Origin of the sequence: Streptomyces sp. NPDC046821 (genome assembly GCF_040645335.1) — a bacterium.
In the GTDB taxonomy this organism is placed as follows: Bacteria; Actinomycetota; Actinomycetes; order Streptomycetales; family Streptomycetaceae; genus Streptomyces.
In genome coordinates this window covers 241,778-255,941 of sequence record NZ_JBEYYB010000006.1, presented here as the reverse complement: position 1 = coordinate 255,941, position 14,164 = coordinate 241,778, and the positions used below count along the sequence as shown (strand labels likewise).

General features: G+C 69.0%; 8 protein-coding genes. 2 read left to right on the top strand and 6 right to left on the bottom strand.

The genetic code is table 11. The annotated features are described in order from the left end of the window. Nucleotides 1-503: 503 nt before the first annotated feature. Nucleotides 504-2,192 carry a serine/threonine-protein kinase gene (locus tag ABZ893_RS14120; protein WP_361401968.1) on the bottom strand — a complete coding sequence of 563 codons (1,689 nt, stop codon included), beginning with the start codon at nucleotides 2,190-2,192 and terminating at the stop codon, nucleotides 504-506. Between the two features lie 169 nt (nucleotides 2,193-2,361). Then, nucleotides 2,362-2,751 (bottom strand): hypothetical protein, encoded by a 390-nt coding sequence (locus ABZ893_RS14115; RefSeq protein WP_361401966.1) that lies wholly within the window; start codon nucleotides 2,749-2,751, stop codon nucleotides 2,362-2,364. Here ABZ893_RS14115 and ABZ893_RS14110 point away from each other — a divergent pair. After that, on the top strand, nucleotides 2,740-3,072 hold the full coding sequence (locus ABZ893_RS14110) for a hypothetical protein (RefSeq protein ID WP_361401963.1): 333 nt from the start codon (nucleotides 2,740-2,742) through the stop codon (nucleotides 3,070-3,072). The genes ABZ893_RS14115 and ABZ893_RS14110 overlap by 12 nt on opposite strands. Nucleotides 3,073-3,643: 571 nt before the next feature. Here the strand turns inward: ABZ893_RS14110 and ABZ893_RS14105 are convergent. The 4 genes from ABZ893_RS14105 to ABZ893_RS14090 form a co-directional block, all read right to left on the bottom strand. Further along, nucleotides 3,644-4,180, bottom strand: coding sequence for a hypothetical protein (locus ABZ893_RS14105; RefSeq protein WP_361401960.1), 537 nt, complete (start codon nucleotides 4,178-4,180; stop codon nucleotides 3,644-3,646). Nucleotides 4,181-4,231: 51 nt separating this feature from the next. Beyond that, entirely contained in the window at nucleotides 4,232-4,435 is a 204-nt protein-coding gene (locus ABZ893_RS14100; RefSeq protein WP_361401957.1) for an SDR family oxidoreductase, read from the bottom strand. 540 nt (nucleotides 4,436-4,975) lie between these two features. Next, the gene (locus ABZ893_RS14095; RefSeq protein WP_361401955.1) at nucleotides 4,976-5,857 is read right to left on the bottom strand and encodes an SCO0930 family lipoprotein; all 882 of its coding nucleotides are present in this window, start codon (nucleotides 5,855-5,857) and stop codon (nucleotides 4,976-4,978) included. A 292-nt stretch (nucleotides 5,858-6,149) separates the two neighbouring features. Next, a complete protein-coding gene (locus ABZ893_RS14090; protein ID WP_361401952.1) occupies nucleotides 6,150-7,904 on the bottom strand; it encodes a hypothetical protein in 1,755 nt (584 codons plus the stop codon). Nucleotides 7,905-8,062: 158 nt separating this feature from the next. On the opposite strand from ABZ893_RS14090, the gene ABZ893_RS14085 reads away from it, so the two are divergent. Beyond that, nucleotides 8,063-14,131, top strand: a complete 6,069-nt coding sequence (locus ABZ893_RS14085) for a hypothetical protein (RefSeq protein ID WP_361401949.1) — start codon at nucleotides 8,063-8,065, stop codon at nucleotides 14,129-14,131. Nucleotides 14,132-14,164: the final 33 nt, after the last annotated feature.

Genomic DNA, 14,164 nt, shown 5'->3' with positions numbered 1-14,164 from the left:
TTGGCGGTTGATGCGCGGGAGTGAGTCTTGCCTGGTCAGGTTGGGTGCGATGGATTCTGGATCTTGGCGGTTCCTGGTGGTTCCTGGTGGCGGTCGGTGACGGGGTTCGGCGGGGGCTGATGCTGACTCGATGCGGATTCTGATGACGGTATGTCAGACCGCCTCAGCGGCGGCCCACAGCCAGTATCGACGGATGGCTCGCGTCGAGCACTTGTTGCGGCCTGATCGGAGCGGCTTCGTCGTCGGGGTGTGGGGGAGCGCGTCTCCATGGGGCGCGGCGCGGCGGCGTGGCGACGTCTTTTCCGGGGTCCCGATGTGGCGGACTAGGCCCATCGCCCATCACAGTCCCGCCGGGGTCGGGTCTGCCACCTGGAGCCTGCGGCCGCGTTCGTCGTCGGTGTGCTCGACCACGTCACGCGGCCTGCGGTGTCCTGTGACAGCGAGAGTGCGTGCCGGGCCTCGCGGGTCGGCCCGAACTTACGGACACGGCCTACGGACACGACCTAACGCTTCCGCACCGCGCTCCAGAAGTCCGCTTCGGTGCAGTACAGGTCGCTCTTTTCGAGGAGGGCGCGCACGTCTTTCCAGCCGGCCTTGTCCTCCTCGAACTCTGAGCGCCTGAACAGAAAATGACAATCCGCCAGATCGAATCTTTCGGTCCGGTCGAACATCCGGGGCCTGACCCGTCGCTTCGCTCTCCCGCTGGATTCTCCGGTCACCGTGACCTCGGGCTCTGCCGCTCCGGGGGCGTACTGAATGACAACAGTGTCCTTCGGCTTGCCAGTGGCGCTGCCCGAGCGCATCTCTGTGCCGTGCAACTTGGCGTCGACGATCGAGAGCCGGGCGATATCCGTCCACGGGATCCGGGTCTGCACTCTCGACCTCCCACGCCGCACGGCCACCGTTACCCCGCGCGAGTCCACCGCTGCGGACTTCGTCCAGAGCAGCGGCCCGATGAAGCCGGCCACGAAAACATAGAGTCCGAAGAGCGTGCAGCCTCCAGCGACGATCCACCCCGCCAGGGGGTCGGAGCCGGTGGGCGTGGAGGCGGGGGACGCCATGGTTACGGTCCCGATCGCGATACCTCCCCCCAGAAAGAGAGCGCCGAAGACCACGGCGGGCACAATCATCGGGGTCCTGGGGACGCTCACCTCGGCAAACTGGTCGGGGCCGATCGGTCTCTTCCCGGCCGTCGGCTTGAGCTTCTTCCGTTTGGTCGGGCTGCGCCGGGGCTGCGGTGGGACCGGCACGGTCGGGGTGTAGGCGGTGGTGGGGTGTTGTTTCCGGATCTGGGTGAGGGCCTGGGCGGTCTGTGCCGCGGATGGCCGTTTTGTGGGGTCCGTGGCGAGTAACTGCTGGACGAGGTCGGCGAGTTGTTCGGGTATGTGGTCGATGTGGGGTGGTTCGAGGTCGAGGTGTTGGCGCATCCAGGCGGCGTATGTCGGACCGGGGAAGGGGTATCTGCCGGTGAGTAGGAGGTGCAGGGTGGCGCCGAAGGCGTACATGTCGCAGTGGGGTGTGGCCTGCTCGCCCATCCACTGTTCGGGGGGCATGAACGGGGCGGAGCCCATGACGGTGCCGGTCGCGCTGAGGGGTGCGGTGGCTTCCGCGTAGCTGGCGATCCCGAAGTCCAGGATCTTCGTCGTATCCCGTGGAAGGTGCATCAGGTTGGCGGGCTTGATGTCCCGGTGCACCACACCCTTGCCGTGCGCGTAGTCCAGTGCCTCGGCGACCTGGATCATCAACACTGCCGCACGCTCCGGGGCAAGCCCCCCGGGGTGCTCGGCGAGAAGGTCCGCGAAGGTACGGCCTTCCAGCCGCTCCATGACGAAGTACGGGTGCCCGTCGGTTTCACCGATGTCATGGACCACCGTGATCCCGGGATGCTGGAGCGCGGCAACGGTACGAGCCTCACGCCGCAACGACGTGATCAGTCCCGGATCGCTGCCCAATGCCGCGAGCACGATCTTCACCGCCACATCACGACGCAACTCCTCGTCACGCGCCGCCCATACCTCCCCCATCCCGCCACGCCCCAGCCGCTCGGTCAGCCGGTACCGCTCCCCCAACAACGCCCCCGAATCCACCCCGTAACACCTTCCACTCAACCCCGAACCACACCCAGCCCACCCCAAAGGCAAGAGTGAACCACCAACACCACCAGGCCGACAGACCCACGACTCCGACAACACGCCAGCCCCTGCAACGCGCGATCGTATTCCCGGAAGACCTTCGAACGGTGCCGGGCCCGACGACAAGAGGGCGGCAGGCACGCCCCGTCCGGACAACCGGCCTACACGACCTAGGGCCTGGCTCCGCGACCTAACTGACGGCAGTGCGCGCGGCTGCCAAGTGGTGCTGTCATTGACGCGCTGCAGAGATCAGGTCGTTGACGGCCTGGACAACCGCATCCGCCCGTTCCTCGTGTAGCCATCCGTGCCCTGCGTTGTCGAGAATCCGCTGCGCGCCGCGCGAAGACTCGGCGGCCATCTCCGCGTGCAGGGCGCACTTGTCCTTGTTGATCTCACGCAGCAGCTCCGGGGACCACAGGTGAGCCTGCGTCGCATCCTGCCCCATTGCCGTGAGCACGATCAGCGGCACGTCGGGGGTGGCCGGGGCGTGCCGGAGTTCGGCTGCGACCTTGCCGTAGAGATTTTGGTTCTCGCGCGAGGAGGACTGCCACGTGGCGAGGTGACGCTCGGCCAAGGGCTCGCGCACCGGCTCCGGCCAGGCGGCGAAGTGCTGGAGCATCTGGGCGCGGGCCTGCTCGTGCTGTTTTTCTTGGGCATCATCATGCTCGCGGGTACCGCCCTCATATCGGTCAACATCATGGTCGAAGACACCGTCAGCGGCGATGACTTGGCGACGCTGGTGATCTTCGGGGTTCTGACGATCCTTTTTCTCCCTCTCGCCTTTGTGGGGAAGATGTTCTGGAGGAAGTCCGTGGAGGTGGACTCCCGCAGGGTGACGGTGACCCTTCGCAAGGGGAAGTCGAGCGTGCGGATCAGGATCCCGTGGACAGACGTCGCCCGGATCTCGATCATCGAAGGCCGATTGCGCGGAAGGAGATGAGCGTAGGGCGTGGTTCCCCGGATCTCGTCGTCATGCAACGCGCCCCTGGAGCAGCGGAGCCCGAGATCGAGGCGGTCGGAACTCCCACCGCGAGAGCGAAGCGACTGGTCAGGCCCCGGATGTTCAGCCGGACCGAAGGGTTCGATGTGATGGGCTGTCAATTTCTCGCCGTGGAGTCGGAGTTCAGCGAAGACGAGGCTGGATGGGAAAGCGTGCGGAACCTCCTTAAAGGGAGCGACCTGTACTGCACCGAAAAGGACTTCTGGAGCGCGGTGCGGAAGCGCTAGGTCGTATCCGCAAGGTCCCGGTGTGCGCCCGAAGGACGCGGCCTGCGGCGAGAGTGCGTGCCGGGCGTCGCCGATTGGCAGGGTGCGGCAGCGCTCGGAAGGCCCTCGTGCGTGCGGCACCCTGGGTGTCAGTTGCTCGCCCGACTTCGCCCCGCCGGCAGGGTTCCGTAACGAGTTGGCCCAGGGGGACGGCTGTGTCTCCACCGACTACGTCAGTTGATTCGCGGCCAGTCCCTCTGCATCCCCTGGTGTCGTCACGTGGGTCGGGCTCTGCCACCTTTGGGTCAGGCCGGTCGCCTGAGGTCGCAGGGCGCGGCCGTCATCGCCTTGGTGAGCAACCGGAACGCGATGCCGACGGCCGCGCCATAGGCAAGGTGCGCTCCGAGGTCCAGGGCCACCACCTTCGCTCCGTACTCCCAGATCGGCTTGTAGAGACCGGCGACCGGCAGGAGAACGTAGTCGCCGGCGAACACGGTGATGCCGAACGGCACGCCGTACGCGGGAAGGGGTACCGGCAGTGATCCGGCCACGATGCCGTACGCGGCGCCCAGCCCCGTTCCGTAGCCCCAGTGGGCGACGGTGCTGATGAGCCAGGCCGAGCGGTCGGGGAGTTCACGTTGAGTGAACCCTTCGATCACCCGCTTGGCCACGTGCCCGGGGGCCGGTGCCTTCTCCCAGCCCTCGACCGGCGCGAATTCCCAGGCCACAGGGCTGTCCGTGCCGCCGCCACGGCGGTATTTCAGGTAGTGGACGGCGTCCAGGCACACGGTCCCTACGGCCCCGGCCAAGAGACCGGCCGCCACTGCCGCAAGCGGAGTCATCCTGGGCATCCTGGTCAACGGTGTACGCATGGCATGTTCTCCTGTCCTGTTTCACCAGCGAGGCCATCGCAGGACGAGTTGCTGACCACTGTCGACGTCGAAGGTCGCGCCTGTGACGGCGGTGGCGGTGTTCGTCATGAGGCGTACTGCCAGTGTGACGATGTCCTCCGGGCTGACAACTCGGCCCATCGGTGGCGTGGACCGTTGCTGCTTCCTTCGGCCCGGGCCGGCCGTCGAGGCCGGGGCCGCTCTCACGATCGTGTGGCCCTTCCGTGCCTTTTCGAGTGGGGTCAGGCGGAGGCGGCGTAACACTTGAAGAAGTACTCCACTCTGACGATCACGAGCCGGTCGAGCGAGCCGGACAGGAACATCCAGGGCCTCAAGGCCCGCCTCGACGGTCGCCAGGGCCGCACGCTCACGGCGCTCGCGGAGCCTGCGCCGGGCGGGGTTCTGCCGTGGGTTCCCCGTGCGTCAGATCTGGTCCGCTAGGCGCACGTAGTCGTAGTGGAGGGGGTCCCCGTCTTCGTCGAGGAACCGGAACAGCTCCACGCCGCTCAGTGCGCCCTTGGTGAAGCCGAGGATCACGTTCAGGCCGGACGCGTCGTGCTTGAGCTGGATCTGCCCCGGCGCCGGATCACATTCTCGCTGCCTCAGTGACGTGTCATGGAGGGGTTGTTGTCATCCAGGCCGGCGGCCATTTCCTTGATTTGCCGATCGTAGGTACCGGGGAAGCCGCTTGATCCAGGCCGCCGTACCCGCAGCTCTCCTCGGTACGGGTGCCTGCCAGAACCGGAGCTACTTTGCCAGCTTGCCGGTCGGCCTCACCGTGAACCAAGTGCCGTTCACGCCCTGGCCGTTGGTGTCGCCGGGCTTCTTGTCGCCGGTGAACCAGTAGAGCGGCCAGCAGTCGATGGAGAGCTGCTTCGTGCCGTCGGGGCGGGTGTACGCGGTGAGCAGCTTCGGGTTGATGCCCTTGATGTCCTTCTTGTCGACGAGCTCCGCCGGCTTCCACTTCTCCAAGCAGGCGCCCACGCAGTTGGACTTCATCGGCCAGGCGGTGTCCTTGGTGAAGCGATAGAGCGTACGTCCCTTGCCGTCGCGGATGATCGTGCCGTGCTCCGCGTCGTCGACCGTGGACAGTGCGGGCAGGTCCTCCGACTCGCTCGGAGCCTGCTGCGCCTGCGCCTTCGTGCCGTCGGGCGCTGCCGCGAACCAGGTGCCGCCGACACCCTGGCCCCGGGTCTGCCGGGGCGCCGTGTCCTGCGCGTAGCGGTACAGCGGCCGGCCGGCGAGCGTCAGCTGCTCCGTGCCGTCGGCGCGCTTCACCGAGCCGAGCAGCCCGGAGCCGATACCGCGGCCCGCCTTCGCGCCGTCCGCGAGCACCGGCGGCCAGGCCGCGGCGCACTCGCCCGCGCAATGGGATGCGGGCGGCTTCGGTGTGTCCTTGTCGAAGCGGTACAGGGTGAAGCCCGCGCCGTCCGTCACGACCGGGCCGAGCTGCTTGCTCTTCCAGACGCTGAGGCGGCCCGCCTGCGAGGGCTGCGCACCGTTGTTCGTCGAGGCGCGTTCGGCGGAGCCGGTGGTGGTCGCCGCCGTGCCCTGGGAGCTTCCGCAGCCCGCCGCCAGCAGGACCGCGGCGACCGTGAACGCGACCGGGACGGAGGTGGATTTACGCATGGGTATCCCTCTTTCGGGAATTCTGGGGGAAACATAATTCGCTGAAAGCGTCGAAGCGCTGAATTGCTGAGTAATGGACCGCCCCGGCAGCAGGGGAGGAGTCGGCCGACTGCCGGGGCGGAGTCTCTGGTCTCGGAATTACTTCCGGCCGGTCGCTGTCGCGTTCACTGGCACTGTGAAAACGGCCGCTGTGGCGGGGAGGTTCAATCCAGGAGACGATTCCGGGGGAAATCTGCGGGGGATTCTTCTATCGGTCGCGGGTCGCGGGTCGCGGGTCGCGAGTCGCGAGTCGTCAGACCCGCCCCGTACCCGCCCCCGCCAGCGTCTGGGTGGGAACCACCACCCGCAGGCCCAGGACGCCCAGGTCGACGCTGCCGTCGTTCTCCGCGTACCACCGCCAGTGCGCACCCGGTACGTCGCCGACCGTCAGCACGATCCAGCCGCCGCCCTCGGGCACGGAGAGGTCCGCGAGTGCTCTGGCCTCCTCGGCGGTCGGTGCGTTCTGGAGGACGATGAATCCCGTGACCTCGCCGGTACGGGCGGCGCCGCGCACCAGGCCGACGCCCAGTTCCTCGGCGGAGTTGAGGATCTCCTCGGGGGCCTTGCCCTTCACCTCCGACACGGAGCGGACCCGGACCAGCCCGTTGAGGCCGGGCAGCGCGCTCGCGCCCGGGTCCACCGACACCACCACCGTGCTCTGCCGCGGCAGTTCGAGCAGGCCGCGCACCAGCGCCGCCACCGTGTCCTGGGCGACGACGAGGTCACCGCTGACGCTGAGCGCGCCGTTGATCTGCCCGAGGTCCACCATGACCTGCGCACCCCGCTCACTCACCCCGATCCGGGCCAGGTGCGGCAGCGCGAGCGCCACATCGGCCGTCGGGTCGCCCTCGATGACGGAGGGCAGCCCGGCGCGCTCCCAGCGGTTCGGTTCGAGTGCGGTCCACGGCGCGGGCGCCGTGTGCGCCCCCGACACCGACGCCAGCAGCTTCGTGGGTTCGGCGAGCACGCTGTAGACCCGCACCGGACGCTCCGCCTCCGCCACATCAGCGGGGATCAGTTCGCGCAGCGCCTGCCGCACCATCACCGGCGTACGGGTGTCCGCCGCGAGCCGCCGCGCGAGCGCGCCCCGCCGGCGCCGCCGCAGCGCGAGCGCCAGACGGCGCGGCAGCCGCGGCCGCAGTACCCGGGAGGCCCGCGCGATCCCGGAGCCGGTGGCGCGCAGAGCCCGGCCGATCGGTCGCCGCGCGACGATCACCACGGTCAGCGCGGCCGCGCCGGCGACACCCCCGATCAGCCACGGCGACCCGAGTCGGTCGCCGAGCCCGGCGAATTGTCCCGGCCTCCCGCCGGCCGCGGCGGCGCGGGGCGCGGCGGGGGAGGCACTCTGCCCGGAGCGCTTCGCCGGGGCGGTGCTCTCCTCGGGCAGGACACCGAACTCCACACCGGGCCCCTTCGCGTCCTCCGGCAGCATCAGCGGGAAGCCCGCGGTCAACTGGTCGGGGCTCACGAAAGCGGAACCGTCCGGCAGCTGGCGCCCGCTGTTGAGGACCAGGATCTCCTCGAACCGGTCACCGTCGCCGAGGGTGCGCTCCGCGATCCCGAACAGCGTCTCCTGCTCGCCGCCGTTCTCCTGCGCGGACTTGACCACGTAGTACTTCGTGACCTCGTCGGCCTGGAGCGCGCGGGAAGGCCGCATCTGCATGGCGGCGAGCACCGTTGCGGAGTCCAGAGCCCGCACCGGTACGGAGCCCGCAGCCCGCGCCGGCGCGGAGCCCAGAGCCCGTACCGAGACCGGAGCCTGTACAGACCCCGGAGCCTGCGCCGGTACGGAGTCCAGAGCCTGTCCCAGCTCTGGAACCCGTACGGACCCCAGAGCCTGCGCCGATGCGGGCAGCGCAAGCCAGGTGACGGCCGCCAGGCCGCACACCGTCGTGACCCGTACCGCCATGACCCGTACCGCCGTGACCCGTGCCGTCGTGACCCGTCCCGCCATGTTCCACGGCGCCGGTCGCCGCGCTTCGTTCGTCGTCCTCGGGGCGTCGCGCATCTTTCTCGTCCTCCTCCGTACGGGGCCTGGTGACGCGCACTGCTGATGCGTCGGCCGTCACACGCGTACAACCCCGGGGCGGTTCAACGAGGTGAACCAGAACGTCGAACTCCTCGTGAGGAGGTGCCGAACGAGCGTGCAGCCGGGAGGAGTTGGAAATGGCGCGTCGGCATACCACGGGCTGGGAGGTGCTCGGGTTCGCTTCGGACCCGACCCCCGGGAACCCGGAGGCGATCAGAACACTGGCCCGGACCTATCTGGAACTGGGCGACGGAGCGGGCGAAGCGGTCGACCTGCTGCGCGCCGACGGGGCGCTGCGCCGCGGCAAGGGCCAGGCGATGGACGCCCTGAAAACACGGATCACCAAGGATCTCCCGGGGCTCCTGGAGAAGACCCGGGATTCCTTCCGTACCGCCGCGGGCGCCTACGACGAGTACGCGAACACCCTGACCGACGCCCAGGACCTGCTGGACCGGGCCATCGACCAGGGCCAGGAGGTCGCCACCACCGCGAAGACGGAGGTCCCGGACCTCGGGGAGGGCGCCACCCCGGAACAGGCCGAGGCCCACCAGACGCAGCAGGGCGAGGTGAGCGCCGCGAAGGAGGCACTGTCCGCCGCCGAGGAGCTCGGCCGCGCGGCGCGGCGGATGCGCGAGGACGGGTCCAACAAGGCCACCGTCATCCTCGATGACGCAGCCGAACAGGCCATCCCCGCACGGGACTTCATCAAGAAGTTCGGAGACTTCCTCGCGGACAACCCGCTGGTGGAGATCATCGCCGGTGTCATCATCGGCATCGTCGCCGTGTTCTTCCCGGTCATCGGTCTCATCCTGGGCGGGATCCTGTTCGCGGTCTCGATCATCCGGATGGTGTCGCAGGGCAAGATCGACGCCGGTGACATCATCATCGGTCTGCTCACCCTCGTACCCGGTGGTGTGCTGCTCGGCGGGCTCGGGAAGATCGCCGGGTTGGCGGGCAAACTGGCGAAGTTCGCGCCGTTCCTGGCCAAGGTGGGGAAGGGCGTCGGCACCGTTTCCGGGGCGGTCACGGCGGCCCTGAAGAACTCGACGTTCGTCCGCAAGATCATCGACCCGCTGGCCAAGGGGCTCGTGGGTCTCAAGGCGTCCCCCGGTCTGGCCCTCGGCGCCAAGTTCGCGATCGACGTGACCACCGAGTTCTCCCTCGGCTTCCTGGCGAGCGGGATCACGGCGGCGGTCGACGGGAAGAAGTTCGACGCGGCCTCGGCGGCCACGGGAGCAGCGCTCGGCGCAGCCACGGCCGGCGCCTTCACCCTGTTCGGCGGGACGAAGTTCGCCACCAGCATCAAGGACGCCTTCACCACCAAGGGCAAGTTCAAGAGCAACATCGACAAGGCGTTCTCCGCGAACACCTTCGGTTTCACCGAAGGCAAGTTCAAACCCGGCGACCTGCTGTTCGTCGACACCAAGGGCGCGCAGAAGACCGGTTTCCACGGCATCAACGGCTCGACCAAGTCGGACCCCACCACGGGCGAGGTCAAGACGAAGGTCACGACCCCGGACGGCGCCAAGACCGAGACCAAGATCACCCCGCCCGGTCCCAAGGCCGACCCGGCCGCGGCCCCCGACGGCCTGCCGGGGCCCGAGACGTCGACGACCACCACGACACCGGACGGGTTCACCTCGACCACCGCGAACGGCACCAACACCATCAAGAGCCCGGACGGGGACATCATCACCTCGAACGGCACCACGACGACGATCGACACCCCGGTCCAGGGCCCGACCACGAAGGAGAAGATCTTCGACGGGTTCGGCGGCGAGTTCGCGCCCGCGCACTCCGAAAAGCCCACACTGTCAACGGAGTTGGGCCCGGACGGCGGCTTCACGACCTCGGGATCGTTCGGCGAGGTCAACAAGGGGCCCGACGGCACCACGACGTTCAGCTCGCCCGGCGACGGCGGCGGTCCCACCCCGGAGTTCACCGTGAACAACAACACGGTCTCCACCCCGACCGGCCTCACCGTGACCGACAACGGCGGCTCCACGACGGTGGGCGGTGGTGGGCTCACCACGGACAACCAGAACGGTGTCAACTCGGTCTTCAACGGCCCCGCGGGGGGCCAGCCGGCGGTGACCCACAACCCCGCCGACGGCAACGTCGACATCAACTTCGGCAACACCACGCTCCACGGCAACACCGGGAATCCCGGGGGCGGATTCGCCCTGCCGGACGGCACACAGGCCACCGTCGGCAACAACGGCAGCGTGAGCGTCGTCAACGGCGACGGTGGCGGCCAGAACGTCAATCTGCCCCCGGCGGGCGCGAACGGCGCGGTCACCTTCACCGACACCAACGTCAGCACCAGCATCCCACCGGGCGGCGGCGCGACCATCACCACGCCGGACGGCGGCCCCGCCACCACGCTCGACAACACGGGGTTCACGGTGAACACCGGCGGCCCCACCCCCGACACGGTGCAGTTCAACGGTCCGGGCAACTCGCTCGACGTGACCCCGCCCGGCGGCCAGCCGCAGGTCTCGGTCGGCGCGGACGGTGGCATCACCACCGGCAACATCACAACCGACGGCGGTGGCGGCGGTACGGCCACCGGCGGCGGAGGGAACGTGGAGTTCTCGCCCGCCGACATCACGTTCAGCACGCCCGACAACGGAACGATCACCGTCAACCCACAGGGGCAGTTCGACGTGACCCCCTCCGGCGCCCAGCCGCAGGTCACGGTCAACCCGAACGGGGACATCGCCGTGGGCCCGAACGGCACGGCCCCGGTCACCTTCAACGGCCCCGACGGCACCGCCGTCACCACCACGCCCGGCGGCGGCCTCGACGTGACGCCGCCCGGCGGACATCCGCAGGTCTCGGCAGGCCCGGACGGCGGCGTCACCGTCGGCGGGATCACCACGGACGGCAAGGGCGGCGGCACGGCCACGGGCCCCGGCGGCAACGTCCAATTCTCGCCGCTCGACGTCAAGTTCAGCTCCCCGGACGGCACGACGTTCACCATCAACCCCAACGGCAAGTTCCACGTCGACGGGATCAGCCACGGCGCGGACGGCGTCACCATCGGCGGCTCGACGACGGTCAACAAGGACGGCTCGGCGAGCATCGCCCACGGCGGCCAGGAGATCCACGTCGCTCCCGACGGCACCATCACGGCCAACGACGCCCAGGGCAAGCCGGTCCCGCCGGCCATCGCGCAGCCGACTCCCGGAAACCCGGTGAACGCGGGCAACACCACCATCTCCGTGGACAACGCCGGCGGTCACTCGGTCACCGTCCATGGCCCGAACGGCGCCACGGTGACCGTCAACAACAACGGCACCACGACCGTCAACAACGGCCCCATCCAGGCGAGCCACGGCCCGAACGGCATCAGCGGCAGCGTGGGCACCGCCAACCCGGTCCAGGTCAACCAGGGTCCGAACGGTGTCACGACCGTCAGTCAGAACGGTACGTCGGTGAGCACCGGCGAAAAGGCTCCGACCACCGTCGGACCGCAGGGCGGGCCCGCCTCGGTCACCGTCAAGGCGCCGTCGGGCGACAACCCCGCCCAGGTCACCACCGCAGACGGCAGCACCACCAGCGTCCACGAGGACGGCACCGTCACCAAGTCCGCGCCCGGCGGAACCGGCAGCCAGACGGTCAACACGGGCGGCGCCGACAACACCACGGTCGCGGTCGACAACAAGGGCACCACCACCGTCAGCCATGGCCCGATCCAGACCAGTCACGGCCCGGACGGCACCGGCGGCAGCGTGGGCACCGCCAACCCGGTCACGGTCAACCAGGGCCCGGACGGCGTCACGACCGTCCAGCAGAACGGTACGTCGGTGAGTACGGGCACAGACGGACCGACCACCGTCGGACCGCAGGGCGGGAACGCCTCGGTCACCGTCAACCCGCCCGACGGCGACACCCCGACGCAGGTCACCACCTCCGGCGGCAGCAGCACCACCCTGACGGCGAACGGCGCCCAGACGGACGTCAACGGCAACAACACCGCGAACAGCACCATCAACGACAACGGCACCATCACCAACAACGCTCCGGCGGGCCCCAACAGCACCGTCACGACCGGGGCGAACGGCACCACCGTCGCCGACAACAACGGCACCTTCAGCGTGGACAACACCGGCACCGTCACCGACGGCACGGTCACCATCAACGCCAACACGGACGCCAACAACAACCCCGTGGCCACCTTCACCGACACCGGAGCCGGCGGTGCGCAGGCCGATGTCGGCACCAACGGCGTCAGCACCCAGGGCATCGACACCACGGTCAACGCGGGCGGCGATGTCACCTTCACCCACAACCAGACACCCGGCGGCCCGCCCACGACCGTCAACTCAGGCGCCGACGGCACGATCACCACAAAAACCCCCGACGGGGCCGAGGCGAAGGTGCCGCCGCCCCCGAACCCCGTGGGCGGTAACCCGGCCCCCAGCACGATCACCAACACCAACGGCGCCACCCTCTCGACGGACGGGCAGACCACCACCTTCAGCCACGACGGGTTCACGACCACCATCGGCAACGACGGCAATGGCCCGGCCACCACCACCGTCCACCACGACTCCGGCGTCAGCCACACCGTCGACAACAACGGCCAGGCCACAGTCCACAATTCGCCGAGCGGCGCCGGCATCACCGGCAGCAACACCCAGGTGACGGTGAACACCCCGCAGCAGGAGGGCTGGGGCCTGTTCGGCTCACCGGAGATGACCGGCGGCCAGAACACCCTGTCCAACGGCCCGGACGGACCCACGATCACCACACACGGCGCCGACCCGATCCACGAGCCCGGCAGCACCGTCGTGCACGGCCCGAACGGGGACGGAGGACCCGACGGCGAGTTCTCCGTCACGTACGGACCGGCCTCCGGCACCTTCGCACCCGGCGGCGTCACCAGCCTCGGGCCCTCCGGCACCCATGTCGACCCGGTCACCCACCTTCCGATCGACACGGCGGGCAACCCCGTCGGCAACAACCCCGGCGACACCACCATCAGCACCGTCACCGGCGACGGCAACAGCGGCATCACCGTGCCCACCCCCGGCGGCGGCCCCGTCGTCCACCACGACGGCTTCTACGGCGGCAACACCAGCGTCGACTCCAACAACACCACCTTCGGCAAGAGCCCCGGCGGCGCGGAGAACGCCGGTACGGCGGGCCAGAAGTCCAACATCCTGGACGGCCCGAACAACCCCATCAACCGCGGCCCCGCGCCGGGCCCCGAGACCTTCACGGTCGGCGGCAACGGCGGCGGTCCCTTCGCCGACATCCCGGTCGGCGGCAAGGGCAACTCCACCGTCCACGGCGGCCCGTTCGACGTGAAGGCCAACGGCGACGGCACCTTCGACGTGTCCGTACCCGGCAGCAACCAGCCCGGCGACACCGTCACCGTCGGATCCGACGGCAGCCTCACCGGGCCCGGTGTGACCCAGACGGCGCAACCCGGAGCGGGACAGGAGGGGCCCGCCGGACCCCCGCAGGCCACTTTCAGCAACAACGCCACCGTCACCGGCGGGCAGGCGCCCACCGTCACCCCGGACGGTGGTGGCGGCGCCACCACCACCTTCGCGGGCGGCGCCGCCACCACCACCGACCAGGCGGGCAACGTCACCATCACGCAGCACCCGGACGGCAGCACCACGTTCAGCAACAACGCGGGCGGTGAGAACACCACGTTCACCGTCACCAAGGACGGCGCGGAGGGCACCGTCACCACGACCGACAACAACGGCAACGCCGCCACGTTCGACGTCAAGGTCAACAACAACGGCTCCGTGCAGGTGAAGGACGCAAACGGCAAGACCCTCACCGAGGTCGACGCCAACGGCTCCTTCAACGAGCAGCACACCCCGATCCACGACTACCACGCCTACGCGGGCGGCCCCACCTCCGTCACCGAGCTCCACGACTACGGCTACGAGGCCCTCACCAGCGTCATCAAGGGAGCAATCGGCCAGATCGTCAACTTCGGCTACGAGGTGGGCGCCAAGGGCGCCGACGCGCAGACCACCGCGGAGAACGGGGCCATCAAGCTCGGCTACGGCGTGGGCAATTCGCTCGCCGGCAAGAAGGTCGAGAACGCCCATGGATTCAAGACCAAGGGCCCCGAGGTGCCCCTCTCCTCGATTCCCACCAAAACCATCGGTGCCGTCAATTCCAACCAGGACACCGCATTGGCGAATCCGCCGGAAGAAGCCCCCATCAAAGTCTGAACCGATCGGCCGGACCCCTCGTGTGTAGGGCGC

Excerpts from the sequence above, each read along its gene's own strand:
- ABZ893_RS14115 (WP_361401966.1), bottom strand. The coding sequence starts at position 2,751 with ATGCTCCAGCACTTCGCCGCCTGGCCGGAGCCGGTGCGCGAGCCCTTG.
- ABZ893_RS14105 (WP_361401960.1), bottom strand. The coding sequence starts at position 4,180 with ATGACTCCGCTTGCGGCAGTGGCGGCCGGTCTCTTGGCCGGGGCCGTA.
- ABZ893_RS14095 (WP_361401955.1), bottom strand. The coding sequence starts at position 5,857 with ATGCGTAAATCCACCTCCGTCCCGGTCGCGTTCACGGTCGCCGCGGTC.
- ABZ893_RS14090 (WP_361401952.1), bottom strand. The coding sequence starts at position 7,904 with ATGCGCGACGCCCCGAGGACGACGAACGAAGCGCGGCGACCGGCGCCG.
- ABZ893_RS14085 (WP_361401949.1), top strand. The coding sequence starts at position 8,063 with ATGGCGCGTCGGCATACCACGGGCTGGGAGGTGCTCGGGTTCGCTTCG.